Genomic DNA, 25622 nt, shown 5'->3' with positions numbered 1-25622 from the left:
GGCACACTAATATATTCAACCCAACGAAAAAAAGACCTACCGCCACCGACTTTTACGGATAGGGATTTAAAGGAAGGATTACGCAGAAGTTGGACAGCGGAGCAGATAGGGCATTTACTGGTGAAATATGAAAGTGAATGGTATGCTGATGAAGGGTTAAGCAAATGGAACGAAGTTGATGAGCTATTTGAAGAAGAAAAGCAACAACAAAAAGCGCTTATTGAAGCGGGATTAGATAAACTTGGCATCACCGAGCCTTATCAGCGAGATTTTGCCATGAAAAAAGTGGACGAAGCGCACGAACATGTCAAAAGCAACTGGCAACTAGAAAAAGAAGAGCGCATTAACCCGTTATTCTGTATTAAACAATCGATAATAATTCAGAGGATAATAAACCTTGTATGATCGTAATTGTGTAAAAAACACACCATAAATAAGTAGGGCAAAGCTCACGCTAATACGAAAGTAAAAGACAATATTTTTTGTTTAGGTACATTCGAATATTTATATCTTTTTGAATTTAAATTAAAAATTGGTGTTTCTTGGTGGAACGATAGAAATTGGAAAAAGCCTACTTACGACTTATTAAAAATCAATAAGTTAAAAATCTTTAAAAATTTAAAAAATCTGGTAGAATTTGTTGGTCGCTATAACTGTAAATAAAACAGATAGCTACAATTAGAGTGTTCCCTGTATACACAGGGATAAACCGGGCTTCTGGCAACTCTTTGCTAGCATCACGCCGTGTTCCCTGTATACACAGGGATAAACCGCGAATCATTTAAAAATGCTAACATGAACGCGTGTGTTCCCTGTATACACAGCGATAAACTGAATATGTAACTTGTTCTCCTAAACTAACATTGCTAAAAAAATAGGCATTGATTCTACAGTCAAAAAACTTCGCCATAAATATGGAATCGGTACCTCAATTTTTCTATAAATGGCGAGAAAATACAGTGAAATGAAAACATCAGAAATCAAACTTTTAAAAGAGTAAGAAACAAAATCGAAAGTTTAATATGTTTATATTTTTCAGCTGATTATTGATATGTAAACTATTGACATAGTGACGAAACTGTATTTCCAAGGCAATTAAGTATATAATACCTTGCAAATTCAATTAATGATTATTACTAAACTTATACTTTTATGAAATCTTCAATTATCAGTAAGTTAGAAGCTCTACAAGAGCGTTATGAAGAGGTTCAAGCATTATTGTCTGACGCATCAGTTATCGCCGATCAAAATCGTTTTCGTTCTCTTTCTAAAGAATATTCACAATTAACCGATGTCGTTAAATGTTTTACTGACTGGAAACGGACGCAAGAAGATATTGAAACAGCTAAAATGATGCTGTCGGATCCTGAAATGAGTGATATGGCTCAAGAGGAATTAAACGAAGCCTTAAACCGCGTTGAAAGTTTAGAAAAACAACTTCAAGTTTTATTATTACCTAAAGATCCTAATGATGACTATAATTGCTTTGTTGAAGTTAGAGCTGGAACAGGAGGTGATGAAGCCGCTATTTTTGCAGGTGACTTAGCCAGAATGTATACTCGCTACGCTGAATCACGCAATTGGCGCGTTGAGATCATGAGTTCAAATGATGGTGAACATGGGGGATACAAAGAAGTCATTATGCTGGTTAGCGGTGACGGTGTTTATGGTAATTTAAAATTTGAGTCAGGTGGGCATCGAGTGCAGCGTGTGCCAGAAACTGAATCACAAGGTCGTATCCATACTTCTGCTTGTACTGTGGCTGTTTTACCCGAGATCCCTGAAGCAGAAATGCCAGAAATTAATCCAGCCGATTTAAAAATTGATACTTATCGCTCCTCGGGCGCAGGTGGTCAACATGTTAATACTACTGATTCAGCAATTCGTATTACTCATATTCCAACTGGAATTGTGGTTGAATGTCAAGATGAGCGTTCGCAACATAAAAATAAAGCTAAAGCGATGTCAGTTTTAGCTGCGCGTATTCAAGATGCTGAAATGCGAAAACGTCAACAAGAAGAAGCTTCAACAAGGCGTAATTTATTAGGTACAGGCGATCGTTCAGATCGAATTAGGACGTATAATTACCCACAAGGGCGAGTTACCGATCATCGTATTAATTTAACTATTTATCGTTTAGATGAAGTCATGGAAGGTAAGTTGGATATGTTGGTTGAGCCGATTATTCAAGAATATCAAGCAGATCAACTTGCTGCTTTATCGGAACAAGATGAATGAACTACCTAGAATGGCTTAAATATGCTTCTCAAACACTAATTGAAAGTGAAAGCCCAAAGCGTGATGCTGAAATTCTATTGAGTTTTGTTACTCATAAAACGCGAACATTTTTAATGGCTTTTAGTGAAACATTACTAACAAGTGATGAATTAACCGCTTTAGAAGCAAATTTAAGACGCCGCCAAAAAGGTGAACCTATTGCCTATATTACTGGTGAAAAAGAGTTTTGGTCTTTAAAATTTAAGGTTTCTAACTCAACGTTGATTCCAAGACCAGATACCGAAAAGTTGGTTGAATTAGGGTTAGAATTCTTGCCTAAAGTGCCTTGTGAAGTATTAGATTTAGGTACAGGAACTGGTGCTATTGCGATTGCTATGGCAACAGAGCGACCAGACAGCTTATTTACGGCAGTAGAAAAAAATCGAGATGCGTTAATACTTGCACAACAAAATGCAACCCAAATTGGGGTTGATAATGTTTATTTTTTGCAAGGTGATTGGTATAAACCGATTAAAAGCCGTAAATTCTCGATGATTATCAGCAATCCACCTTATATCGAACCTTCAGATATACATTTATCTCAAGGTGATGTACGTTTTGAGCCAAAAAGTGCTTTGGTTTCAGAAGATAAAGGATTGGCTGATATTAGATTAATCGTACAAGGTGCAACCAGACATTTAACTCAATATGGTTGGTTACTGATTGAACATGGTTGGAAACAAGGTGAAGATGTTCAAACGATTTTTAAACAACACGGATTTCAGTTAGTTGAAACCTTTCAAGACTATAGTGGTAATGATAGAGTAACCCTTGGTCGTTGGTTTAAACCTTAATTAGGAAAATTTTATGATGCAGCAAAAAAGAGTAAAAGTAGGTGATATCACTGTAGCTAATGATTTACCATTTGTTTTATTTGGTGGCATGAACGTGCTTGAGTCGCGCGATTTAGCGATGAAAATATGTGAACATTATGTCACAGTGACTAATAAACTTAATGTTCCTTATATTTTTAAAGCTTCTTTTGATAAAGCTAATCGTTCATCAGTACATTCTTATCGAGGTCCTGGTTTAGAAGAAGGAATGAAAATTTTCCAAGAACTTAAGCAACAATTTGGTGTTAAAATCATTACCGATGTCCATACTGAGCAGCAGTGTAAGCCTGTAGCTGAAATTGTTGATGTTATTCAACTCCCTGCTTTTTTAGCAAGACAAACCGACTTAGTTGTTGCTATGGCAAAAACTGGTGCCGTGATTAATGTCAAAAAGCCACAATTTGTTAGTCCTGGGCAAATGGGGAATATTGTCGAAAAGTTTGAAGAAGCAGGTAATGATAAAGTGATCCTTTGCGATAGAGGTAGTTGCTTTGGATATGATAACTTAGTTGTTGATATGCTTGGTTTCAATATTATGAAAAAAGCTAGTCATGGCTCGCCTGTCATTTTTGATGTAACACATGCGCTTCAGTGCCGTGATCCTATGGGTGTTTCTTCGGGGGGGCGTAGAGGTCAAGTTACTGAGCTTGCTCGTGCCGGTATGGCTGTTGGTATTGCTGGACTATTTTTAGAATCACACCCAGATCCAAACAATGCAAAATGTGATGGTCCATCGGCCTTACCATTAGCTAAACTTGAACCTTTCTTAAAACAGGTGAAAGCGATTGACGAATTAGTTAAAAGTTTTGAAGAACTTGATACTGAAAAATAGTTTGAATGAGTATGTTTTCCTAGTTAAAAGAAATATCAATTTTAAGGTAGTTTAAAAGTATATTTATTAAAGTTTTAAAAGAGAAGTTTAAGAAATTTCTCTTTTAAATTTCTATTTATCCCCTATTATACTCTTCATTTTTACAACATCTTATTATTTTTTATAATTTAATTGGTTATATAAAAATTTACACAATATTATTATTAAAACTTAATACTATACTTTTTAAAAGTAAAAGAAGTTGTGATATTTATCGAAAAAATCACACAAAAAAATACTATTTTGGTGATTAGGATCACGATTATAGGTTATCTAATTTGATAATCTAAATATATATAGTTATTCTAACTAATTAAGATAAGTTAGATGCTGACTTATCTTACTGTAGATTAAACAAAGTTGTTTTAAGGAAGCAGATATGAATTTATGTAATGCATTAATAGTGCCTCAGTCATTAAATCATTTAACCAAATTGATTTTATTTTTATCGCTGCTAACAAGTATTGTACCTGTCCATGCTATTTATTACAGTAATTTTGTTAAAGATTCTGAATTGACAGGAAATGTATTTTTCTGGAATCGTGATAGAGAAAGAAAAAATGTTGAAGAACATAAGTATGAAAAAAATCTTAGACATACGTCATTTAATACCAATTTGGATTTTAAATCAGGGTATATTGCCAATATGTTTGCTATTAACCTAGGAGGTTATGGCGCTTGGGAAGTTAGTAATGGTGGTAATGGGCATCCGAATGAAATAGGATTTAGTGGGGCAAATACTCGTTGGAAAGAAGATTACAAAAAAGACGTGAGTGGGCTTAGTTTTTATAAAGCTCAGGTCAATTTTAAAATTGGTGAAGCTTTTTGGATGAATATAGGTTATATACAACCTTCAGGTCAAACCTTATTAGCTACGCATTTGAGTTTTTTACCTGGTACTTATCGTGGATTAGAATTGGGTACCACATTGAGTTTTGAAGATGCTGGTGAATTGTCAATGTCCTATATGTGGGCGGATCGATATAAAGCACCATGGTATAAGAGACTTTATGAATTTCGTGAGTGGGGTGCAGGAAAGGAGATTAGCTACTTGCATTCAGTTGGTTTTAAGTATGATTTTAAAAATAGTTTAGTTCTAGAAGGTGCTTTTGGTCAATCTCATAATTATATGAATCAATACTTTGGTAAGGTTTCTTATGAAACCAAATTGTTTGATAACCCTTTGGCGATGAGTTATCAGTTCTATGGTGCAAAGGATCAGTCACATGTTGGAATGAATGTGTATGACGGTTTAGCTTGGTTACAGTCTGTGACTCTAGGTTATCAAATCGGAGCAGTAGGTTTAAGGCTTGAGGGTGTAGCCGTAAAAGCTAGAGGAGAGCAGGGCTTTTTTTTACAACGTATGACGCCTGATTATGCATCTTCAAATGGTCGTTTGGATGTTTGGTGGAATTCTCGTTCTGATTTTAATGCCAATGGTGAAAAAGCCGTATTTGCTGAAGCAACTTATGATTTTAGCTATCTATCACATTATCTTACTGGTTGGAAAACTGGAATATCTTATGCTTATGGTTGGAATGCAAAGCCAAGCACTAATCCTGATTTTAACCAAAAGCAACGCTTAATAGAATCAGCATATAATTTTGATCTGGGTTATACAGTTCCAAATGGATGGGTTAAGAATACTTCCTTCCAATTACATTATACCAAATATAACAATCATACTAATATACCAAGTTGGGATGGTGGATATGGCAATATTTTTCAAGATGAACACGATATAAAGTTCATCATAACTATTCCATTTACCGTTTTTAATGCTAAACAGAAATAGGTAATCACATTATGAAAAAGTTCAAAATTGCAGTTCTTGCAACATCGATTGCATCTTTATTAAGTATCGGGATGATACAAACTGCTTTTGCATCTCAACCGATTGTGGACTCAATCAGTTCCCAACTTAGTGTAAAATACACTGTTAACGATAATCAAGCAGGTGAACATGGTATTAATTGTGCTGCTTTAGGAGCTGATTGGGCGGCTTGTAATAGGGCGACGATTTCCCTAACTAATCAAGGTGCTGCAATTAATGATAACAACTGGGCTATTTATTTCAGTAGTATCCGTATGATTTTATCTGTCAATAACGATCAGTTTAAAATCACGCACATTACTGGTGATTTACACAAAATTCAACCAACAGAAAAATTTACGGGTTTTCCAGCAAAATCAACGATTGATATTCCAATTGTTGGTGAATATTGGCAATTAAGTGAAACTGATGTTATTCCTCGTTGGTATGTAACATCAACGGACGCTAAACCGAAAGTCATAAAGAATACTGATACCGAAATGTTAGCTAATTTTGTGTCACCAATTGGTGACAATTGGAAGCGTACACCAAATGATCATAATATTTTAATGACGCCAATAACAAGGTTTGAGCGCAATACAGATGTGCAAATGCTTAATGCGGAAGCTTTGCGGGGGCAAATCCTTCCAACACCAACTAAATTGACTGTGGGTAAATCGGATATTACACTCGACAAAAAAGGTGTTAATCTACAATTGCAAGGGCTTAATCGAGCAAGCTTTTCAGTATTAAGTCAACAATTTAAACGGCTAGGTATACCATTAACCCTTCAGGGGTTTAAAATTGAAGCCAATATTGATTCTTCAAAGTTTAAAAATGCTTTACCTGGAGCTTATCAACTTAATATTATAGACAAAAAAGCGACCATTACAGCTGTTGATGAAAGTGGCATTTTTTATGCGGTACAATCAATTCTTTCATTGATTCCAGTAAACAATAAACCAACTATAGCTAGTATTAATGTTGAAGATTCACCACGTTTCGAATATCGGGGTATTATGCTTGATGCCGGGCGTAACTTTAAAAGTAAAGATGTGATTCTACGCTTGCTTGATCAAATGGCTACATACAAATTGAATAAATTCCATTTTCATTTAAGTGATGATGAAGGCTGGCGAATAGAAATTCCTGGCTTACCAGAATTGACAGATGTAGGTAGCCAACGATGCCATGACCTAAGTGAACAAAAATGTCTATTACCACAATTAGGTTCAGGTCCTAATAATGATAATTCAGGAAGTGGCTATTTTAGTCGAGAAGATTATATTGAGATTGTTAAATATGCTAAAGCTCGTTTTATTGAGGTGATACCAGAAATTGATATGCCTGCCCATGCCAGAGCGGCAATTGTTTCTATGGAAGCGCGGTACAGCCGATTAATGTCAGAGGGCAAAGAACAGCAAGCGAACGAGTTTCGTTTAGTTGATCCAACCGACAAATCTAACACCACAACCGTTCAATTTTATGATCGCAAAAGTTATCTTAATCCATGTTTGGATTCGTCTAAACGCTTTGTCGATAAAGTGATTACTGAAATTGCGAAAATGCATAATGAAGCAGGTCAGCCTATTTCAGTTTGGCATTTTGGTGGTGATGAAGCCAAAAATATTCGTTTGGGGGCCGGATATCAAGATATTAATGTATCACCTAAAGTAGATGGTAAAGGATTGATTGATCAGAGCATTGAGGATCACCCTTGGGCTAAATCACAAGCATGCCAAACCTTGATTAAAAAAGGAGCGATTAAAGATATTGAGCATCTACCAAGTTATTTTGCAATTGAAGTGAGTAAAATTATCAAAAATCACGGTATTAATCATATGCAAGCATGGCAAGACGGCGTGAAATATGCAAAAAATGCTAAGGCGTTTGCCGTTGATAAAGTTACCGTTAACTTTTGGGATGCACTCTATTGGGGCGGTTATGACTCAGCAAGCGAATGGATCAATAAAGGTTATCAAATGGTTATCTCTAATCCAGATTATGTATATCTCGATTTTCCATATGAAGTAAATCCTAAAGAGAGTGGTTATTATTGGGGAACTCGATTTAATGATGAACGTAAAATTTTTAGTTTTGCGCCTAATAATTTACCGCAGAATGCTGAAACTTCAACTGATCGCGACGGGAATGCATTTAGTGCCAAAGGTACCATGAATTGGTTTGACAGTTATGGTTTGTCGGCTCAATTATGGAGCGAAATTGTTCGTACCGATGTTCAAATGGAATACATGATGTACCCAAGATTATTGGCAGTAGCAGAAAGAGCATGGCATCAAGCTGATTGGGAAAAACCTTACTTTAAAGATCGTGAATATAAACAAGGTGAAACACATTATGTAAATCAGAAATTGTTATTAAAAGATTGGACACGGTTTGCTAATTTGGTTGGACAACGTGAATTAGCGAAATTAGATTTAGCTGGGGTTGATTATCGATTACCTATTCCTGGAGCTAAAATTGAAAACAATAAACTTATTGCCAATATTATATTTCCTAGTTTAATTATTGAATATTCCGTCGATAATGGTAAAAATTGGCATCGCTATACTGATCCGGTTGCAATCTCAAAAGGGGATGTAGTATTTGTACGAAGTACTTTTGCTGATCATAAAAAAATAAGTCGAGTTGAACAAGTAAAATAATTATAAAGTATTAGTAATGGCATTTACCATTTTTATCTGTTAACGGAATAAAATGGTAAATATTTTTAAAATTTATTATAAAATTAATGCAGTGTTTCGTTTTCGACATCACTTTCATCAAGCATATCATCACTGCCGTCTTCGAAGTAAGTACCCCATCCATCATAATTTACACCAAATTTTTGGGTTAATGTTATAATTTGAGCTATCTGAGCATTAATTAATTCTGCATTAAGAGGGGTTTCGGCGATAATGTCAAAACCAATAACAAGATTACCAAAATCATCTACATCTTCATCTGGATCGGTTGCTTCATAACCCAATTTATAGGCTTCGATGGCAACTTTTTCAAGCTTATCAAAGTTCTCGGATGAAATATGATGCTCAATTAAATAAAGTGCATGGGGATCACTGCCATCTTCTAAAAGTTCTTCGATAATCGATTGAGTATCTTGTTGGGTAAGGAGAATTTGATCTTTCATAATATACCTTTTAGTGGTCGTACAAATTGTGTGGTATATTACACGTTTCAAAATAATTTTCGAGAAAAAAGTGATCGTTGATTTACATTCTCATACTACAGCATCAGATGGTGTTCTAACACCAAGCGCCCTGGTTAAAAGAGCAGTGGAAAACCAAATTAATGTTTTGGCTATTACAGACCATGACACTGTTAAAGGATTGGCTGAAGCGAAAAAAACTATTGAACATGAGAATTTACCAATTAAGCTAATTTGTGGTGTTGAAATATCAACTAATTGGAAAAATAATGAGATTCACATTGTCGGGTTGAATATTAATATTGATCATGCTCAATTATTAGATCTTTTACTATCCCAAGAACAAGCTCGAATTCAACGCGCGCAAACAATTAGTGCAAAATTAGCTAAATTAAATATTGATAATGCTTATGAACAAGCTAAGCAGTTTGCTAAAGGTGATATTGTTTCTCGAGCTCATTTTGCCCGATTTTTAGTTGCTGGCGGGTTTGTTAAAGATGTGAAGCGAGCATTTAAAAAATATTTAGGTAAAAGTGGATATGCTTATGTTCCGCCTAATTGGTGTAGTATTGCAGATGCTATTAATGCTATACATTCAGCAGGAGGTCAAGCAGTATTAGCACACCCAACACGTTATGATTTAACGGCGACGAAATTAAAATTATTAATTAGTGAGTTTAAATCTGAGGGAGGAGATGCGATTGAAGTCTCACAAAGCAGGCAAATGCAAGATGATTTGCAAAGATTAGCAAAGTTAGCAAATGAATTTGGATTGCTTGCTTCACAAGGATCCGATTTTCATGACCTTGTTAATTATTTAGATTTGGGAAAAACAAAGCCTTTACCTGATAGTGTGATACCCATTTGGCATAATTGGATGCTAAATTAATATGGAATAAAATTGCTTTAAGTTAGTGTGCCATTAAAATGTATTTGGTGGAAATTTTACATTGTAAAAGTGTTTTAAATCAAATATTGATATAGAAGAATATTATGAGCCAAATTTTTTATATACATCCTGATAATCCACAAAGTCGATTATTGGAGCAAGTTGTTAAGATCTTAAAAGATAGTGGCGTTGTTGCTTTTCCAACTGATTCTGGTTATTCACTTGGGTGTTTAATGGACAATAAAAATGGTGTTGATCGTATTTGTAAAATACGTCAGCTCGATAGGTGTCATAATTTTACCCTTATGTGTCGTGATTTATCAGAATTATCTTCTTATGCTTATGTGGATAATATTATTTTCCGTCTATTGAAAAATAATACTCCAGGTAAATACGTTTTTATTTTGCAAGCAAGTAAAGAAGTTCCACGTCGTTTAATAAATGAAAAAAGAAAAACCATTGGTTTACGTATTCCTAATAATAAAATTGATTTAGCTCTACTAGAATTATTAGGTGAACCTTTAATGACAACAACACTGATTTTACCAAATGAATATGAAGCGCAGTCTGATCCTGATGAAATTGAATATAAAATAGGGCAACAGCTTGATGCAATTGTTCATGGTGGTTATATCAGTCAACAACCTACAACGGTTATTGATTTAACCAATGATTATCCTGATGTGATTCGTTATGGTAGTGGTGATATAAAACCTTTTAAATAGTTGCTGGCAGTTGCATTAAGATATCCAAAATATGAATTAAACCTAAGCCAGTCTTAGTTTTTTACGCAAAATAGATAGTGATTAATTTGATACCTGTGAAGGTAACGAGGAAAAAATGAAAAAAGTAACTGACAATACTGAAAAGTTGCAAAAAGTTTTAGCTAATTTAGGTAATGGCTCACGTCGTGAAATTGAAGCGATGATTGCTGCAGGAAAAATCAGCGTTGATGGTAAGATTGCAACGTTAGGGGACAGGGTTGATATAAATGCCAACCCAAGAATTCGGATTAATGGTCATTTGGTCCAATTAAGAAGTAAACAGAAAGAAGTTTGTCGAGTTTTAGCCTATTATAAACCGGAAGGTGAAATTTGTTCGCGCAACGATCCTCAAGGGCGCGCAACAGTATTTGAACGGTTACCACGCTTAAAAAATGCTCGTTGGATAAATATTGGACGTTTAGATATTAATACCTCTGGACTATTGTTATTTACCACCGATGGTGAACTCGCTAATCGCTTAATGCATCCTCGCCATGAGATAGAACGTGAATATGCAGTGCGAGTATTTGGTAATGTTACTGATCAACAAATTAATCAGCTACGCAAAGGTGTGCAATTAGAAGATGGACCAGCATCGTTTAAATCGATTAAACCGCAAGGTGGAGATGGACTAAACCAATGGTTTAACGTAGTTATTACTGAAGGGCGTAATCGTGAAGTTCGCAGAATGTGGGAAGCTATTGAGGTACAAGTTAGTCGGTTATTACGTACCCGTTATGGTAATATCAAGTTACCTAAAGAGTTATCACGTGGGACATGGATGGAATTAGATATCAATGCGGTTAATTATCTACGTGAAATAGTTAGTTTGCCTCCAGAAGTAAAATCTCTTATATCAACTAAAACAGATAAGAGAATGCTAAGGTTTAAGCGTACAAAATTAAATAGAATACCAAGAAAATTTACTGCTAAAAAAACAACAAAGATGTAAATTTTTGCTACTCCAATAAGTATAAATAAAATTATTGGGATTATTATTTTATTTTTCTAACTTTTCTTTCACAGCCCATTAAAAATTTTTAATAAATTTGCTGTATATTTAGTAATCTAAAATTTACCACAACTTGAAGAGATTTATGAAAAAAACATGAATCTCATTTATTATCTATCCTTTTGTTTAAACTGATCAGAAAAAATTATGATAAATGTTGGTAAAGCCTATAAAATTATTTTCAATAGCATTGGCAATTTTTTAAATCCTATTATTTAAGAAGTAATAAGTATACTTGCTCAAGTGTAGTACAGTTACTTGTGAATAAATTCAAAATTAAGCCAACCCTCTGAAAATGTTAAAATACATTTAATAGATGAATTTATTAAGTTAGGTTTAATCTTGTCTGATTTTTGTATTGTAGTTTATCTGTTTGCTAGTGAAGCCGAAAAAACACCCTAAAAATGCTTATAAGAAAAGCGTTTCTGATTTTTAAAAGGTCGATAGCGATGATATATAGTAAGTTAATAAAATTAAAACAATTATTAAATATTAGGGACATTACTTAAGCACAGTATGATGCAAGAAAAAAGTATGTTGATAAGCGTTAATTAAGGAATAGCAGAATGAAAACATTTTAGCCAATCTTTTTATGGCTTTTATTTTAATGTTGTCACTACGGATAATATTATTTATATTGAATATAATTGTATTTCAATATGTTGATATAACTAAAATCATTTTAACAATTGTAACTATTTTTGTTAGTAGTTATGTCTTGTTTATGTTTTATTTTTTAATAAGAGAGAAAATCGTTATGAAAAAAAGATAATGTAGCTCAAATCTTAAAAAATAATAATTTTTGAATTTTAGTGCTGTAGGTTAAATTTGCAATTAAATAGTTATATTCATACTAGGTTAAAAAGCCAACTTGATAATAGTCGGCTTTTTAAATTTTATTTTATTGCTTTAGCGACAATTTCTTGTGCTTCTTTTTGAAGAGTGGATAAATGCTGCTTGCTAACAAAGCTTTCTGCATATATTTTGTAAGCATCTTCGGTACCTGAAGGTCGTGCTGCAAACCAACCATTTTCAGCTATCACTTTTAACCCGCCAATTGATGCATTATTCGCCGGAGCAGTGGTTAGGCATTGAGTGATCTTTTCACCAGCAAGTTGATCTGTAGTGAGCTGACTTGCATCAAGTTTTGCGAGCTTTTGTTTTTCGGTGAAAGACGCAGCAGCTTGTAATCTACCATAGTAAGATACCCCAAACTTGGCTTCAAGTTCTTGATATTGTTCTTGTGGATTTTTACCAATTTTAGCAGTCATTTCAGCAGCAAGTAGACATAAAATAATGCCATCTTTATCAGTTGACCAAACTTTTCCATTTGTTCTTAAAAACGATGCGCCAGCACTTTCTTCACCAGCAAAGCCTAATTGCCCATTATAGAGTCCATTTGCATACCATTTAAAACCAACGGGGAACTCTAAATATTTTTTGTTTAAACTATTTGCTACACGGTCAATCATTGAACTTGTCACCAATGTTTTACCAATAGCAACATCATTATGCCATTTAGGACGATATTGAAATAGATAATTAACACATGCAGAAAGATAGGAATTTGGATTCATTAAACCTTTTGGGGTAACAATTCCATGCCGGTCAAAGTCGGTATCATTGCCAAAAGCTAAATCAAATTTGTCTTTTAAATTTAATAATCCTTCCATTGCCCAACGACTTGAACAATCCATTCTAATGATTTCATCATGATCAAGATGCATAAAACTAAATGTTGGATCAATTTTGTTGTTAACAATATCAAGGTTCAATCCATATTTTTCAGCAATTCGTGGCCAATAAGTAATACCTGCGCCACCTAAAGGATCAACGCCAATTTTAAGTGAAGAAGATTTAATTAGGGAAAGATCTAAAATGTTTTCAAGATCGTTGATATAATCGGTTTCATATTCTTTTGTATGAATATAATCTGAATGAATGGCTTTTTCTAATGTTATTCGTTTGACTTCATTCAAATTATTTTTGAGTAATTCATTTGCTCTGTTTTCGATCTGTTTCGTTATGTCAGTGTCTGCTGGACCACCATTGGTTGGATTATACTTAATTCCACCGTCTTCTGGTGGATTATGTGATGGTGTAATAACGATACCGTCAGCAAGTTGTGACTTTTTGTTTTGATTGTAAGTTATAATTGCATGTGAGATAACTGGTGTGGGGGTGTATCCAAAATCATGGGCAATTATAACATGTTGTTGATTAGCAACAAATACTTCAAGCACGGTTTTTAAAGCTAATTCTGATAAAGCATGCGTATCTTGACCAATAAAGCATGGACCTGTGATGTTATTTGTTTGGCGGTATTCAGCGATAGCTTGAGCAATGGCTAAAATATGTGCTTCATTAAAGCTACCTTTATTTGAACTACCTCGATGCCCTGAAGTACCAAAAATAACTAATTCACTTGCATTATCAGTATCAGGTATGGTTTGGTAATAATTATTTTGTAATGTTTTGACATTGATTAGATCAGAAGGTTCGGCTAATAATCCCGCTCGGCTATGATTTGCCATTTCTTGTTCCTCTTTCATAGATTGCACTTTTAGTCGTTTGCTAACAGTTACATTTCTTCTCTAATTAGTATGTAATATGCTATTTTACTTAGATGGTGGCGAAAAAACTTTTATAACTTGGTTAATCATGTTGTCTGATATGCCCATGTCACTCATAATTGATTCAATAATATAAATTTTTCTTGCGGTATTGGTATTACTTATCACCCAATATGGCGTGCCCACTATTTCACGAGGTTTAGTATTTTTACCGGATATTTCTAAAGATTGTTTGTCTTTGGCTAAATATTGTCTTTTGCTGCCATGCAGTGAAGTTGCTGCAATTGAAAAAAGTGCAGGATTGTAATTATAAAGTGTTTCAAGCAATAATAAAAAGCGACCGATGATTGATTTTTCGCCGTTAAAGGTGTCACTAGTTAGTAAATCATTAAACATTGAATAACGACTTTCAGCATTAACTTTTCCTACTGAACTAACTCGAGTAGCATGCTCCATCTTTAATAAACGTCTAATGATACTTGATGCATCTTCACCAATATGTTTAGTTTGTGCTGCGATAAATGTATATAACTCTTCGTCGATTTCGATAGTTTTCATTATGTTACTTATGCCTATTAATTTAATTTACTGGACATGCTTGTACTGTAATATTGCCTAGTTGATGTAAATTGTTTGTTGCATTATCTTTTAAACAATCATTAGTTTGTTGTTCAATGATCGTTGCATTTTCAATTTTATGTTGTAGATTAGCATCATGACAGCTCGATATCATAACTGATATTACTAATTGAAAAAATAACCGTTTCATATACTTATTGTATACCATGTAAACTATTGGGATGAGTATACCCTAACTTGATATTAAATTGTATTATCTATTGATAAAATAATGAAAAAAATATTGTTGTAATTGCAAAATAGGTTTATGCTAAAAAAATTTAAAAAAAACCGATCTTTCAAAATCATATGAGGAATCTACTATGAAAAAAATCGTCAAATTAACTATACTAGCAGCAATCCTTTCTGGATGTAGTAATGGTAATATTTATTCTGGCGATGTTTATACGACAGAACAAGCAAAACAAGTACAGCAAGTGAGTTATGGTACAGTAGTTTCGGTACGCCCAGTTAAAATCCAAACTAATGCTTCAAATGGTCAAAGTGAAAATATTGTAGGTTCTTTAGGTGGTGCTGTTATTGGTGGTGTATTAGGTAATACGATTGGTAATGGGTCAGGGAGAGCATTAGCCATTGCAACAGGTGCTATTGGTGGTGCCTTATTAGGTAATAAAATTGAAGATAGTGCAAGTCAAACTAATGCAGTTGAATTAGAGATTAAACAAGAGGATGGTTCTAATATTGTTATTGTACAAAAAGGTACAATTAAGGAATTTTTTATTGGTCAACCTGTTCGATTAGTTAGTAATGGAAAACAAATTAGTGCTTCACCTCGTTATAGCCATGTAACAAAAGAATAAACAATTATTTTCATAGTTCAAATGAATAAATTAAGGCTTTTACTTCATATTATATTGAGTAGAAGTCTTATTTATAACTCACGATTTAATTATTTTAATGTTGTTAATTTTCGTTTTTTCGTCTTATTGAACTAGAAATTTGCTCAACAAAAAGTTAACAGCTAAACTTAGCACTATTTTTATTTGTTAACGGCTTTATTTGTTTAAGAAGGAATATTGGCGATGCGTATTTTACATACCATGTTACGTGTTGGGAATTTACAACGTTCAATTGATTTTTATACTCGCATCATGGGTATGAAAGTGCTAAGGACTAGTGAAAATACTGAATATAAATACTCTTTGGTTTTTGTTGGTTATAGCGATGAAACAGTTAGCTCAGTAATTGAGTTAACTTATAATTGGGGAACTGAAAAATATGAACATGGCAATGCATTTGGTCATATTGCGATCGGTGTTGATGATGTGGCAAAAATGTGTGATGATGTTAAAAAAGCTGGTGGTAAGGTAACTCGCGAAGCAGGTCCCGTTAAAGGTGGTACGACCATTATTGCTTTTATCGAAGATCCTGATGGTTATAAGCTAGAATTAATTCAGAATGATCAGGCAGATAAAGCTTTAGGAAATTAATATAAAGTTTTACTCAATTATGACATTGAATAGTTAAATAAATATCGCCCTTTGTGTGGGCGATATTTATTTATACCTAAAAGGTATTTTATTTGAATATTATTTAATTATGCCTTGTTTTTTTCCAAAAGGCTTGTAAGTAGTTTTTTATTAAGTGCTTCTTGTTTATTGCATTCTAAACTAGCGGTGGTAATAATTGAATTTAATGCCGTTAATGAAGTATTGAAATCATCATTAATAATCACGTAATCATATTCGTTATAATGGGAAATTTCAGCTTGTGCTTTTGCCATTCTTTTACGAATAACTTGATCATTATCTTGTCCTCGTTTTACTAAACGATTTTCTAGTTCGGTTAATGACGGCGGTAATATAAAAATGCTTTTTGACTGAGGCATTTTTTTTCTTACTTGTTGAGCACCTTGCCAATCAATATCTAAAAATACGTTAATTCCTTGTTGTAGGCTGTGTTGGATCTCAGATTTTGATGTACCATAATAGTGATCAAAAACATGAGCATATTCCACAAAGGCTTGATCATTAATTAATGATTCAAAATAATTATGATCGACAAAATAATAATGTTCCCCATGACGTTCACCTGGTCTTGGGTTACGAGTTGTATGCGAAATTGAGACTTTAGCAGGGTGATGATTTTTTTGCGCTAAATATGCCCGAATAAGGCTTGACTTCCCAGCCCCACTTGGTGCTGAAATAATAAATAGGGTAGCTGTGTACATGGGGTTATTTTCACTTATCATAAAAAAATTTGTGATTTTACTTAATAAAATTTATATCATCATTATAACAAATTCAAAAATAGATTGCGGCTTATTCTATCTATTAGTTAAGTTATTGAACTAATTATTAGCGCTATTTATTATTATAATTGTTATCTATTGATTGACAGTAATATGTTACGTACTAAAATAAAGCATATTTTTTATCATTAGAAATTACAATGGCATTAACATTTAGAGATGGCGTTTATGCTTGTATTCCAACTTTATTGGGTTATATAGGTATAGGTATTGCTGCTGGGGTTGTTGGTAATTCGGCTAATTTGTCCGTTTTAGAAATAACATTACTTGCAGCAATTGTTTATGCAGGTGCTGCGCAATTTATTATTGCTGGATTAATGTTGGTTGCAACACCGATTTCAGCGATTATCTTTGCTGTTTTTTTGGTTAATTCCCGTCATTTTTTAATGAGCATGGCAATTGCGCCAACTTTTCGTCGATACTCTTTTATTCAAAATATTAACATAGGTAGCTTATTGACCGATGAAACTTTTGCTGTTGCCATAAATGCTATTACAAATAAAATTCCTGTTAATGCGGTTTGGATGCAAGGACTTAATATAACGGCTTATATTGCTTGGATTCTCTCCTGTTTCATAGGCGCTTTAATTGGTCAATGGTTGCCTAACCCAGCTATGTTTGGGTTGGATTATGCTTTGGTTGCTATGTTTATTGGTCTAGTTTATTTGCAATTCATTGGTGATAAAAGTAAAAGTATGAAAAATCGTATTATTGTAATGTTAACAGTGGCAATTATGCTAATTTTTTTAATGCGTTTTGTTTCCCCTGAATTGTCGATTTTAATAAGTACTTTTTCTGGTTGCTTTATGGGACTTGCCATGGAGCGTGATGCATGAGTAATTATAGTCTATTTATTATTTTGGGGTGTGGTATTGTTACTTGGTTACCAAGAGTAATCCCTTTTATGTTAATAAGAAAGTTACAATTACCAAATATTGTGATTCGATTTTTATCCTATGTCCCTTTATGTATCTTAACTGCATTGTTTGTTCAAAATCTTTTTATTGCCAAAGAAGGGCAGTTTCCTGATTTTAATATTGAATATTGTTTAGCTGCTATTCCAACAATAATCATCGCTTTTTTGACAAAAAATTTAATGTGTGTTGTGGTTGGAGGAATGTGCTTTATAGCTTTAATTCGTTATTTTCTGGTATTGGTATAATAGTTTAAATTAAAGCAGGGCAAAAGCCCCGCATTTTTAAGTTTGCTTTTATGTTCTAATAGAAGTTAATATTTTTTCAGCTTCAGCAATTTGTCCTAACTGTTTAAGATAATTAGCCATCGCTTTTTGGTAAGAAATATTATTAAGAATAGCTCTTGGTTGTGATTTCCACCATTTTATCAATGCAAGGGGATCGCTATCAGTTGATAATTGTTTAATACGTCCAATGTAAGCCGTTTGGGAAAGCTGTTCTAATTGTGATTCACTATAAGCTTTCACTTTGTACATAATGGGTAACAGCTCAATAACAGCTTGATAATCCCCTATTTGATAATAAAGTTCATCTGCAAGCCTTAAAACTTCAGCATTACGAGGTTTTTCATTTAAAAGTGATTCAACGGATGTTTTTGCTGTATCATATTCTTTGTTTTTGATTTGTAGACGTAATTGAACTAATTTAAAAGCAAATTTTTCTCTAGGCTGACAGTTTTTTGCTGCTTGTTCAAGTAATTGATTGGCAGAAATGAATTGATCATTATCAATTTGGGCCTGTGCTGCAAGTAAATAGGATAATGTAGTATTTGTTGCACCTTTAGCACTTTTCATAAAAAGTTTGGCTGCTTGTTGATAGTCGCCTTCAAGAAGTAAAATTTGTGCTTGTTCAATTCGTTTTACTGATTTACGTGGTGAATTAAAGCGTAACCAATTGCCTAACATTGTTTTGGAATTAAAGATTTTTTTTAATATTTTCGCAAGGAGATAAAGGCACAATATAGCCAATAATTCCAATATAACAAAAGAATTAAATGACATGCTGATTTTATAATTAGCAATAATAAATACTGCTGAACCTTGATTAAATTGCAATAATGGACCTAAGAAGAATCCACCTACTAAAACTAAGAAAATAATCAATATTTTTATCATGATGATTCTCCTATTTAGCCAACATTGCACGAACACGAGTTTGCATTAACTTTTCAAGCTCACTTTGGCTTATCAGTTTTTCAGGTACTTTTTGATTGCTTATTGATTGATTTTGTAAATTATCAAGATCATGCAAAAATGCTTTAACACTTGGTGCGTGACCATCAAAATAAGCATTTACCCAGATAGATGCATCATTTAGTGCTCGTTGGTAAATAAGTTCTTGGTGTCTAGGTACAGCTTGTGCTGCAATTAATAGTCGAAAGCGGATATTTTCGCGCAAATATAATGATTGTTCTAAAGTGAGTGGTTTTTGCAATATTTGACACCGTACAATTTGTTTTTCATCTTTTCCTGCAAGAGAAATACAGGTTGAAAATTTATTGTCATCTTTATCAATTTTTTCAATGGTAATAAATTTTTTCATGAAGGTATCTGCATTTGAAAGCAAATTATCTGACCAATCCGATAACGATGTAGTTACTTCGCTTGATTTATTATTTGAACTATTGGTAATGAATTTGTCACTTGAATGATTTGTTCTCGTTGATGTATTATCTTCTGAAATTTCATCATTATATTGATTCATTCCGAGATCAACTTCTTTATAATTTCCTACCAAGGGTAATTCAATTAATGCATCTGATAGCCCAATTAAATTCATTATAATTCCGTCAGAGTCAATAAGACTGATTTCTGACAATGAATTAATATCTTTATTAATAGCTTGCCTAGCAGGTATTAAACTTGGATCATTTGTCTGTGCCAAGCTTTTATCGGCATTTTTTAACAATAAACGGGCTGTTGTATAATCTTGATCGTTCCAGATTTTTCTTCCAGCTAGATTGACCAGATAGTTAGCTTGCGAGATTAACCATGTATTTTGATCGGTTGAAGACATTGCAGATAATCGTTCATTAAGACTATGCAAGGCTTGTTCGTTTAATTTAGTGGAATCAGTAACCTGATTGGTTATTTGATGTTGTAGCTTTTGCTGTTCAGCTAATTGATTCACAACGCGTTGTTCAAGTGATGAAAATTGTTGGTTTTGTTGATTTAATGTTTCGGTGATAGTTGTTTGCAAATCTTTTAAAACACTTTGTTTTGTGCTTTGTTTTAAATTTGTTATTTCATTTTGAAGTGCTGCAATTGTTCGCTTTTGATTTTCAATATGTTGATGTCCATGGTAGAAAACAAAACTCCCCAGACCTAAAGTCAAAGCTATAGCAACAAGCGACAACTTAGAAATCGGTGTTTTATTTGAGCTGCTTTTACTTAATGGTGAAATATTCATTTTTTCTTCTGTGATTTTTTTTTGTAGGTTTATAGAACTTTGTTTATCTTCTTTTTCTTTCATCTCTTGTTTTGCTCCATTATAGCTATAAGTTGAGGAATATTGGCTATATGAAGTGGTGCTAATAGTTGAAAGTGTTGCATTTGCACCATAATATCGAATTAGCATAGCTTTCCTCATTAAAAATCTATTAAATTAAAAGTAACATTATGACATAGAGTAATCATTGTTTTAAATAGAATTTGATTATTAGCTCCTTTTACTTGTAACACTTTTTTCCATTTTAATTGTTTGGCTTTTTCAAAAATTCTCTCACTTGTCACAATCAAAGTGGCAAAGTTTTTATGTTGAGTTTTGCAATATAATTCAAGTTGCATTAGGTGTTGTACACTTGTAATAATGATTATCTGCTTTTTAATATTATTTGTGAGAATATCCGTTGAATAGGTAATGGGATGACGTTGGTAGCATTCTAATAATTTTACGTTTGCCTGCATTTCAGTCAGGGACTCCATTAATAGCGGCCTTCCAACGTTACCTCGTAGAATTAAAACTGTGCGATTTTTCACCGATTCATAAGTTAATAATGCTAATAATCCTTCACTATTTTCCTGGGCCGGATAGATCACTTGATTTGGTGTAAATTGATTCAATAATTTAGCTGTTTTTTTACCGATTGCAAAATAATTGATATTTGTAGGGAATAAAAAATTTGGCAGATTTGTTTTTATAGTATGTATTACTTGTGGCGAAACTATTATCACAATATCGTTAGGTAAAAGATTATTAAATTGATATTGTAAATTTTGAAGATCATCTCCTGCAGAAATCGAAAATAACGGAAGGTGTTTTGCTGATAAATTCGAGTTATTAAGCCATTCGGTTAATATTTCACCTTCAGGAGATGGTCTAGTTACAAAAATCATTGACCATTTAATTCCTGTAATATTTTGTTAGCACCTTGCTCCAATAGTTGGTTAGCCAATTTATAACCTAAATCTTGAGATTGAGTCACGCTACCAACAATTTCCCCTTTGATTATTTGAGAACCATCAACACGACCAACCAAACCTTGTAAATTTATTTGGTTGTTTCTTAAACAACAATAACTTGCAATGGGTACTTGGCAACCACCTTGTAATGCTTGATTCATTGCTCTTTCCGCTTGGATACAAATGCGAGTATTGAGATCATCAAGTGGAGCAAGTAAGTTAAGGATAGTAGTATCGTTAATTCTAGCTTCAATTCCAATTGCTCCTTGTCCAACTGCAGGCAAGATTAACTCTGTATCAATATACTGTTTAATGCGTTCTGTTAATTCTAAACGTTTCAAACCAACTGAAGCCAAAATAATTGCATCATATTCTTGGTTATCTAATTTTGCTAAACGTGTTCCAACATTTCCTCTCAAAGCTTGAACACTTAAATGTGGGTATTTAGCTTTTAGCTGACACTGGCGCCGTAAACTTGATGTGCCAATAACAGCACCATTGGGTAATTCATCTAACCTATTATATTGATTTGAAATAAAAGCATCACGTACATCGTCACGTTGACAAATAGTTGCTAACATCAATCCCGCTGGAAACTCAACAGGAATATCTTTTATTGAATGAACAGCAATATCAGCTTCATTATTTAATATAGCTTGTTCAAGCTGTTTGACAAATAAACCTTTGCCCCCAATTTTGGAGAGAGGGCTATCAAGTAAAATATCACCACGGGTTACCATAGGCATTAATTCTACTGTTAAACCTTGATGCACCGATAGCAATTGTTGTTTAACATAATTTGCTTGCCATAGTGCTAAAGGGCTTTTTCGTGTTGCAATACGGATTTTCAATCGGGTTTCCTATTTGATACTGAAAATATATAGTTTGCTCTAACTATAATTTTTTTAGTGCTAAATCTTATTAGTCTTTCTTTACAAATTATCGACAAAGTTAGCAGCATAACCTATATAGTTCGCTGGCATTAACTGTTTTAATCGAGTTTTTTCGATTTCAGGTAAATCTAATGAATCTATAAACTGTTTTATTTCTTTTGCATTAACGCGTTTACCTCGAGTAAATTCTTTTAATTTTTCATAGGGCTTTTCAATACTGTAACGACGCATCACCGTTTGAATTGGTTCTGCTAGTACTTCCCAGTTACAGTTTAGTTCTTCAAGTAAATGATCGTAGTTTACTTCAAGCTTATTTAAGCCTTTTAATGTTGATTGATAAGCAATAATGGCATAGCCAATACCCACACCAAGATTACGTAATACTGTTGAATCACTTAAATCACGTTGCCAACGAGATATCGGTAGTTTACTTCCTAAATGTCCCATAATTGCATTGGCAATCCCTAAATTACCTTCAGAATTTTCAAAGTCTATAGGATTAACCTTATGTGGCATTGTTGAGGAACCTATTTCACCTGCGATGGTTTTTTGTTTGAAATGATTTAATGCAATATAACCCCAAACATCACGATTGAAGTCGATCATAATAGTATTAAAGCGAGCAACACAATCAAAAAATTCGGCGATATAATCATGCGGTTCAATTTGTGTTGTATAAGGATTCCATTTTAAACCCAAAGAATTGACAAACTCTTTACTAAACTTATGCCAATTTACTTCTGGATAGGCAGCAATATGTGCATTGTAATTACCTGTTGCGCCATTTGCTTTACCTAGAATTTCAATTGACTCAAGTTGGTTTAATTGACGCTGTAAACGATAGGCAACATTGGCAAATTCTTTACCAACGGTTGACGGAGTAGCTGGTTGTCCATGTGTTCTTGAAAGCAATGGTATATCTCGATGGACTTTAGCTTGCGATACAATTTTATCAATCACCTTTTTCCAATAAGGGACTAAAATTGTATCTTTTGCTGTTTTTAACATTAATGCATAAGATAAATTATTGATATCTTCTGATGTGCAGGCAAAATGGATAAACTCATTAATAGCACGTAGCTCTTCGTTAGTGCTAACTTTTTCTTTTAAAAAGTACTCAACAGCTTTTACATCATGATTTGTCGTTTTTTCTATCTCTTTAATTCTCAAAGCATCTTTTTTATTAAATTGTTCAATGATTTTATTAAGGTGATCTAATGCTAATTGGCTTAATGCTGGAACTTCAAGAATCTCTGCTTGCGAAGCTAATTTTTGTAACCAACGGATCTCAACTTGAACTCGATATTTCAATAAGCCATATTCGCTAAAAATAGTGCGTAATTCTATTGTTTTATCACCATAACGACCATCAATAGGTGAAAGGGCGGTGAGGGAAGATAATTCCATAGGTTTAACTCCGTTGATAATTTTGAAATATCACTTAGAAAAATATAAATTAATTTACTTGGTTTATTTCATCGAGTAATTCGTTTATTGCATTATAGATGCCTTTACGCCCAAAAAGAAGCTGTAACCGGCTTCCACCAACCTGATACCATAAGATGGATGAACGAACACTACCAAAAAGGGATGTTCTTATTTTAGCTTGAGCTAATGAATTTTGTAAAAATTGTGCTTTTCCTATCACCTTAATCTTATTTGTTAAAGGACTGACGATATCCGAATAAATGTTAGCTAGCGAGTATGAAAGTTCATCTATATTGATGTTAATCGTTTCGTCATTCACAACCGGATAAAGTGCGGAAATTTGTTTTAATCGTTGATCAATTTTGTTGAGTACATCATTATTTCTTAATAGCTTATTGGTAATACTTAGTGTCCCAAAAAGATAACGTATTAATTCAACCTGATCTTTTTGATTTGAAGATAATAATTGCTTTAAAGCAAGTAAGCCTGTTTTAATATTTTTAATACCATCATAAACATCAGCGGTGGTTTGGGGGGAGGTTTTAAATACGCTTTTTATTGATTGTTCATAAATAGTGGGATTACAAATGCCGGTATTTGCAAGCTGCGGAATAAGCATAGTACTTTGTACAACACCTGCAAGTGCAATGGCAATATGATAATATTTATTACTCACTCAAAAACTCCTTAGCATCAATAATTCTTTCTTCAATAATTCCACCGCCTAAACACACATCATTTTGATAAAAAACTGCTGATTGCCCTGGAGTTACAGCTGCAACAGGCTGTTCAAAAATGACTTCTATCTTATCTTCTGAAAGTGGGTTAATTCGGCAGGCAATATCTTGTTGCCGATAACGAGTTTTAACCGTGCAGTTAAATGACTTAGTAACTATTTGTCGATCAACCCAATGTAACTGTTGTGCAATTAGGCCATTTGAAAATAGTGCTGGGTGATCATGCCCTTGGGCTACAACCAATTCATTATTTTTTATATCTTTATCTACAACATACCAAGGAGTATCATTGGCTTGTTTAAGTCCTCCAATACCAAGTCCTTTACGTTGCCCTAGTGTGTGGTACATAAGACCTTGATGTTTACCAATTGCTTTACCCTCAACGGTGCGAATAATACCAGTTTGAGCGGGTAAATAACGGGCCAAAAATTCATTAAATTTGCGTTCACCAATAAAACAAATACCGGTTGAATCTTTTTTGGAAGCTGTAGCTAATCCTAGCTGTTTTGCAATTTTACGAACTTCTGTTTTTTCAAGTTCACCAACCGGAAATAAGCTTTGACTTATCTGTGCTTCACTAAGGGTATACAGAAAATAACTTTGATCTTTATTATTATCAATACCTCTCAACAATTCTATTTTGTTATTGATTTCTCGTTTGCGAACATAATGGCCAGTTGCTATATAGTCGGCACCTAAATCTTCGGCTGCATAGTCTAAGAAAGCTTTAAATTTGATTTCTTTATTGCATAAAATATCAGGATTCGGTGTTCTACCAGCTTTATATTCAGATAGGAAATGTTCAAATACATTATCCCAATATTCAGTAGCAAAGTTAATCGTATGTAATTTGATATTTAATTTGTCACATACTTTTTGAGCATCCGCTAAGTCAATTGCGGCTGAACAGTATTCGTCTGTATCATCTTCTTCCCAATTTTTCATAAATAATCCAATGACATCGTATCCTTGTTGTTGTAACAAATAAGCTGAAACAGAAGAATCAACGCCACCAGACATGCCGACAACAACTTTTGGAGAAGCATTTATTTTTTGCATAATAACTAAATAATAGATTAAAAATGATGGGTGATTTTATCA

25 protein-coding genes are annotated in these 25622 nt (G+C 33.5%); 13 read left to right on the top strand and 12 right to left on the bottom strand.

The window, feature by feature from the left end:
* From A9G34_RS10805 to A9G34_RS07670, 6 genes are all read left to right on the top strand, one after another.
* On the top strand, window positions 1–405 hold a 405-nt coding region (locus A9G34_RS10805; RefSeq protein ID WP_176701469.1), incomplete at its 5' end, for a hypothetical protein.
* A 747-nt stretch (window positions 406–1152) separates the two neighbouring features.
* Window positions 1153–2238: a peptide chain release factor 1 gene (gene prfA / locus A9G34_RS07690; protein ID WP_065569369.1), complete on the top strand. Its 1086-nt coding sequence runs from the start codon at window positions 1153–1155 to the stop codon at window positions 2236–2238.
* Window positions 2235–3071 (top strand): peptide chain release factor N(5)-glutamine methyltransferase, encoded by an 837-nt coding sequence (gene prmC, locus A9G34_RS07685; protein WP_065569368.1) that lies wholly within the window; start codon window positions 2235–2237, stop codon window positions 3069–3071. Before prfA ends, prmC begins: the two co-directional genes overlap by 4 nt.
* Window positions 3072–3087: 16 nt before the next feature.
* Window positions 3088–3942 (top strand): 3-deoxy-8-phosphooctulonate synthase, encoded by an 855-nt coding sequence (gene kdsA / locus A9G34_RS07680; protein ID WP_034946047.1) that lies wholly within the window; start codon window positions 3088–3090, stop codon window positions 3940–3942.
* Between the two features lie 418 nt (window positions 3943–4360).
* The gene (locus A9G34_RS07675) at window positions 4361–5776 is read left to right on the top strand and encodes an OprD family outer membrane porin (RefSeq protein WP_218055702.1); all 1416 of its coding nucleotides are present in this window, start codon (window positions 4361–4363) and stop codon (window positions 5774–5776) included.
* Window positions 5777–5787: 11 nt separating this feature from the next.
* Window positions 5788–8460, top strand: coding sequence for a beta-N-acetylhexosaminidase (locus A9G34_RS07670; RefSeq protein ID WP_065569367.1), 2673 nt, complete (start codon window positions 5788–5790; stop codon window positions 8458–8460).
* 83 nt (window positions 8461–8543) lie between these two features.
* On the opposite strand, the gene rraB is transcribed toward A9G34_RS07670, so the two are convergent.
* A complete protein-coding gene (gene rraB, locus A9G34_RS07665; protein WP_034944952.1) occupies window positions 8544–8942 on the bottom strand; it encodes a ribonuclease E inhibitor RraB in 399 nt (132 codons plus the stop codon).
* Window positions 8943–9012: 70 nt separating this feature from the next.
* Between rraB and rnm the strand changes: the two genes are divergently transcribed.
* The 3 genes from rnm to rluB all read left to right on the top strand — a co-directional run bounded on the left by rnm (window position 9013) and on the right by rluB (window position 11565).
* Window positions 9013–9849 carry an RNase RNM gene (gene rnm, locus A9G34_RS07660; protein WP_218055701.1) on the top strand — a complete coding sequence of 279 codons (837 nt, stop codon included), beginning with the start codon at window positions 9013–9015 and terminating at the stop codon, window positions 9847–9849.
* Window positions 9850–9953: 104 nt separating this feature from the next.
* Window positions 9954–10574 carry an L-threonylcarbamoyladenylate synthase gene (locus A9G34_RS07655; protein WP_065569366.1) on the top strand — a complete coding sequence of 207 codons (621 nt, stop codon included), beginning with the start codon at window positions 9954–9956 and terminating at the stop codon, window positions 10572–10574.
* 115 nt (window positions 10575–10689) lie between these two features.
* A complete protein-coding gene (rluB, locus tag A9G34_RS07650; RefSeq protein ID WP_065569365.1) occupies window positions 10690–11565 on the top strand; it encodes a 23S rRNA pseudouridine(2605) synthase RluB in 876 nt (291 codons plus the stop codon).
* A gap of 956 nt (window positions 11566–12521) precedes the next feature.
* On the opposite strand, the gene pgm is transcribed toward rluB, so the two are convergent.
* The 3 genes from pgm to A9G34_RS10800 all read right to left on the bottom strand — a co-directional run bounded on the left by pgm (window position 12522) and on the right by A9G34_RS10800 (window position 14931).
* Entirely contained in the window at window positions 12522–14159 is a 1638-nt protein-coding gene (gene pgm, locus A9G34_RS07645) for a phosphoglucomutase (alpha-D-glucose-1,6-bisphosphate-dependent) (protein ID WP_065569364.1), read from the bottom strand.
* An 84-nt stretch (window positions 14160–14243) separates the two neighbouring features.
* A complete protein-coding gene (locus A9G34_RS07640) occupies window positions 14244–14756 on the bottom strand; it encodes a hypothetical protein (protein WP_034944961.1) in 513 nt (170 codons plus the stop codon).
* Window positions 14757–14778: 22 nt separating this feature from the next.
* Window positions 14779–14931, bottom strand: a complete 153-nt coding sequence (locus tag A9G34_RS10800; RefSeq protein ID WP_176701018.1) for a hypothetical protein — start codon at window positions 14929–14931, stop codon at window positions 14779–14781.
* Between the two features lie 208 nt (window positions 14932–15139).
* Here A9G34_RS10800 and A9G34_RS07630 point away from each other — a divergent pair, with 208 nt between their 5' ends.
* Both A9G34_RS07630 and gloA read left to right on the top strand, forming a co-directional pair.
* Entirely contained in the window at window positions 15140–15637 is a 498-nt protein-coding gene (locus A9G34_RS07630; RefSeq protein WP_065569363.1) for a glycine zipper 2TM domain-containing protein, read from the top strand.
* A gap of 222 nt (window positions 15638–15859) precedes the next feature.
* Window positions 15860–16267: a lactoylglutathione lyase gene (gloA, locus tag A9G34_RS07625; RefSeq protein WP_034944973.1), complete on the top strand. Its 408-nt coding sequence runs from the start codon at window positions 15860–15862 to the stop codon at window positions 16265–16267.
* Window positions 16268–16374: 107 nt separating this feature from the next.
* Here the strand turns inward: gloA and gmk are convergent, their stop codons facing one another.
* Window positions 16375–17007 carry a guanylate kinase gene (gene gmk / locus A9G34_RS07620; protein WP_034944976.1) on the bottom strand — a complete coding sequence of 211 codons (633 nt, stop codon included), beginning with the start codon at window positions 17005–17007 and terminating at the stop codon, window positions 16375–16377.
* 221 nt (window positions 17008–17228) lie between these two features.
* Here gmk and A9G34_RS07615 point away from each other — a divergent pair, with 221 nt between their 5' ends.
* Both A9G34_RS07615 and A9G34_RS07610 read left to right on the top strand, forming a co-directional pair.
* Window positions 17229–17924 (top strand): AzlC family ABC transporter permease, encoded by a 696-nt coding sequence (locus A9G34_RS07615; protein WP_034944979.1) that lies wholly within the window; start codon window positions 17229–17231, stop codon window positions 17922–17924.
* Window positions 17921–18250, top strand: a complete 330-nt coding sequence (locus A9G34_RS07610; RefSeq protein ID WP_034944982.1) for an AzlD domain-containing protein — start codon at window positions 17921–17923, stop codon at window positions 18248–18250. Before A9G34_RS07615 ends, A9G34_RS07610 begins: the two co-directional genes overlap by 4 nt.
* A gap of 48 nt (window positions 18251–18298) precedes the next feature.
* Here the strand turns inward: A9G34_RS07610 and A9G34_RS07605 are convergent, their stop codons facing one another.
* From A9G34_RS07605 to mnmA, 7 genes are all read right to left on the bottom strand, one after another.
* Window positions 18299–19177 (bottom strand): heme biosynthesis HemY N-terminal domain-containing protein, encoded by an 879-nt coding sequence (locus A9G34_RS07605; protein WP_065569362.1) that lies wholly within the window; start codon window positions 19175–19177, stop codon window positions 18299–18301.
* Window positions 19178–19187: 10 nt separating this feature from the next.
* Complete coding sequence (locus tag A9G34_RS07600; protein ID WP_065569361.1) at window positions 19188–20639, bottom strand: uroporphyrinogen-III C-methyltransferase; 1452 nt, start codon at window positions 20637–20639, stop codon at window positions 19188–19190.
* Window positions 20640–20650: 11 nt separating this feature from the next.
* Window positions 20651–21397 (bottom strand): uroporphyrinogen-III synthase, encoded by a 747-nt coding sequence (locus tag A9G34_RS07595; RefSeq protein WP_034944987.1) that lies wholly within the window; start codon window positions 21395–21397, stop codon window positions 20651–20653.
* On the bottom strand, window positions 21394–22314 hold the full coding sequence (hemC, locus tag A9G34_RS07590; RefSeq protein ID WP_065569360.1) for a hydroxymethylbilane synthase: 921 nt from the start codon (window positions 22312–22314) through the stop codon (window positions 21394–21396). Before hemC ends, A9G34_RS07595 begins: the two co-directional genes overlap by 4 nt.
* A gap of 81 nt (window positions 22315–22395) precedes the next feature.
* Complete coding sequence (gene purB / locus A9G34_RS07585; RefSeq protein ID WP_065569359.1) at window positions 22396–23763, bottom strand: adenylosuccinate lyase; 1368 nt, start codon at window positions 23761–23763, stop codon at window positions 22396–22398.
* 49 nt (window positions 23764–23812) lie between these two features.
* Window positions 23813–24460, bottom strand: a complete 648-nt coding sequence (gene hflD / locus A9G34_RS07580) for a high frequency lysogenization protein HflD (protein ID WP_065569358.1) — start codon at window positions 24458–24460, stop codon at window positions 23813–23815.
* The gene (mnmA, locus tag A9G34_RS07575) at window positions 24453–25580 is read right to left on the bottom strand and encodes a tRNA 2-thiouridine(34) synthase MnmA (protein ID WP_034944999.1); all 1128 of its coding nucleotides are present in this window, start codon (window positions 25578–25580) and stop codon (window positions 24453–24455) included. The genes hflD and mnmA overlap by 8 nt, the downstream gene beginning before the upstream one ends.
* Between the last annotated feature and the right edge of the window lie 42 nt (window positions 25581–25622).

This window comes from Gilliamella sp. Choc4-2 (genome assembly GCF_001690355.1).
GTDB lineage: Bacteria > Pseudomonadota > Gammaproteobacteria > Enterobacterales > Orbaceae > Gilliamella > Gilliamella apicola_A.
The sequence above is the reverse complement of the archived record's forward strand: the minus strand, read 5'-3'. Positions and strand labels throughout refer to the sequence as shown.

What these genes read in the sequence shown, in the direction of transcription:
- prfA (WP_065569369.1), top strand. Translation starts at nt 1,153, where the DNA reads ATGAAATCTTCAATTATCAGTAAGTTAGAAGCTCTACAAGAGCGTTAT.
- prmC (WP_065569368.1), top strand. Translation starts at nt 2,235, where the DNA reads ATGAACTACCTAGAATGGCTTAAATATGCTTCTCAAACACTAATTGAA.
- kdsA (WP_034946047.1), top strand. Translation starts at nt 3,088, where the DNA reads ATGCAGCAAAAAAGAGTAAAAGTAGGTGATATCACTGTAGCTAATGAT.
- A9G34_RS07675 (WP_218055702.1), top strand. Translation starts at nt 4,361, where the DNA reads ATGAATTTATGTAATGCATTAATAGTGCCTCAGTCATTAAATCATTTA.
- A9G34_RS07670 (WP_065569367.1), top strand. Translation starts at nt 5,788, where the DNA reads ATGAAAAAGTTCAAAATTGCAGTTCTTGCAACATCGATTGCATCTTTA.
- rraB (WP_034944952.1), bottom strand. Translation starts at nt 8,942, where the DNA reads ATGAAAGATCAAATTCTCCTTACCCAACAAGATACTCAATCGATTATC.
- A9G34_RS07655 (WP_065569366.1), top strand. Translation starts at nt 9,954, where the DNA reads ATGAGCCAAATTTTTTATATACATCCTGATAATCCACAAAGTCGATTA.
- rluB (WP_065569365.1), top strand. Translation starts at nt 10,690, where the DNA reads ATGAAAAAAGTAACTGACAATACTGAAAAGTTGCAAAAAGTTTTAGCT.
- pgm (WP_065569364.1), bottom strand. Translation starts at nt 14,159, where the DNA reads ATGGCAAATCATAGCCGAGCGGGATTATTAGCCGAACCTTCTGATCTA.
- A9G34_RS07640 (WP_034944961.1), bottom strand. Translation starts at nt 14,756, where the DNA reads ATGAAAACTATCGAAATCGACGAAGAGTTATATACATTTATCGCAGCA.
- A9G34_RS10800 (WP_176701018.1), bottom strand. Translation starts at nt 14,931, where the DNA reads ATGATATCGAGCTGTCATGATGCTAATCTACAACATAAAATTGAAAAT.
- A9G34_RS07630 (WP_065569363.1), top strand. Translation starts at nt 15,140, where the DNA reads ATGAAAAAAATCGTCAAATTAACTATACTAGCAGCAATCCTTTCTGGA.
- gloA (WP_034944973.1), top strand. Translation starts at nt 15,860, where the DNA reads ATGCGTATTTTACATACCATGTTACGTGTTGGGAATTTACAACGTTCA.
- gmk (WP_034944976.1), bottom strand. Translation starts at nt 17,007, where the DNA reads ATGTACACAGCTACCCTATTTATTATTTCAGCACCAAGTGGGGCTGGG.
- A9G34_RS07615 (WP_034944979.1), top strand. Translation starts at nt 17,229, where the DNA reads ATGGCATTAACATTTAGAGATGGCGTTTATGCTTGTATTCCAACTTTA.
- A9G34_RS07610 (WP_034944982.1), top strand. Translation starts at nt 17,921, where the DNA reads ATGAGTAATTATAGTCTATTTATTATTTTGGGGTGTGGTATTGTTACT.
- A9G34_RS07605 (WP_065569362.1), bottom strand. Translation starts at nt 19,177, where the DNA reads ATGATAAAAATATTGATTATTTTCTTAGTTTTAGTAGGTGGATTCTTC.
- A9G34_RS07600 (WP_065569361.1), bottom strand. Translation starts at nt 20,639, where the DNA reads ATGCTAATTCGATATTATGGTGCAAATGCAACACTTTCAACTATTAGC.
- A9G34_RS07595 (WP_034944987.1), bottom strand. Translation starts at nt 21,397, where the DNA reads ATGATTTTTGTAACTAGACCATCTCCTGAAGGTGAAATATTAACCGAA.
- purB (WP_065569359.1), bottom strand. Translation starts at nt 23,763, where the DNA reads ATGGAATTATCTTCCCTCACCGCCCTTTCACCTATTGATGGTCGTTAT.
- mnmA (WP_034944999.1), bottom strand. Translation starts at nt 25,580, where the DNA reads ATGCAAAAAATAAATGCTTCTCCAAAAGTTGTTGTCGGCATGTCTGGT.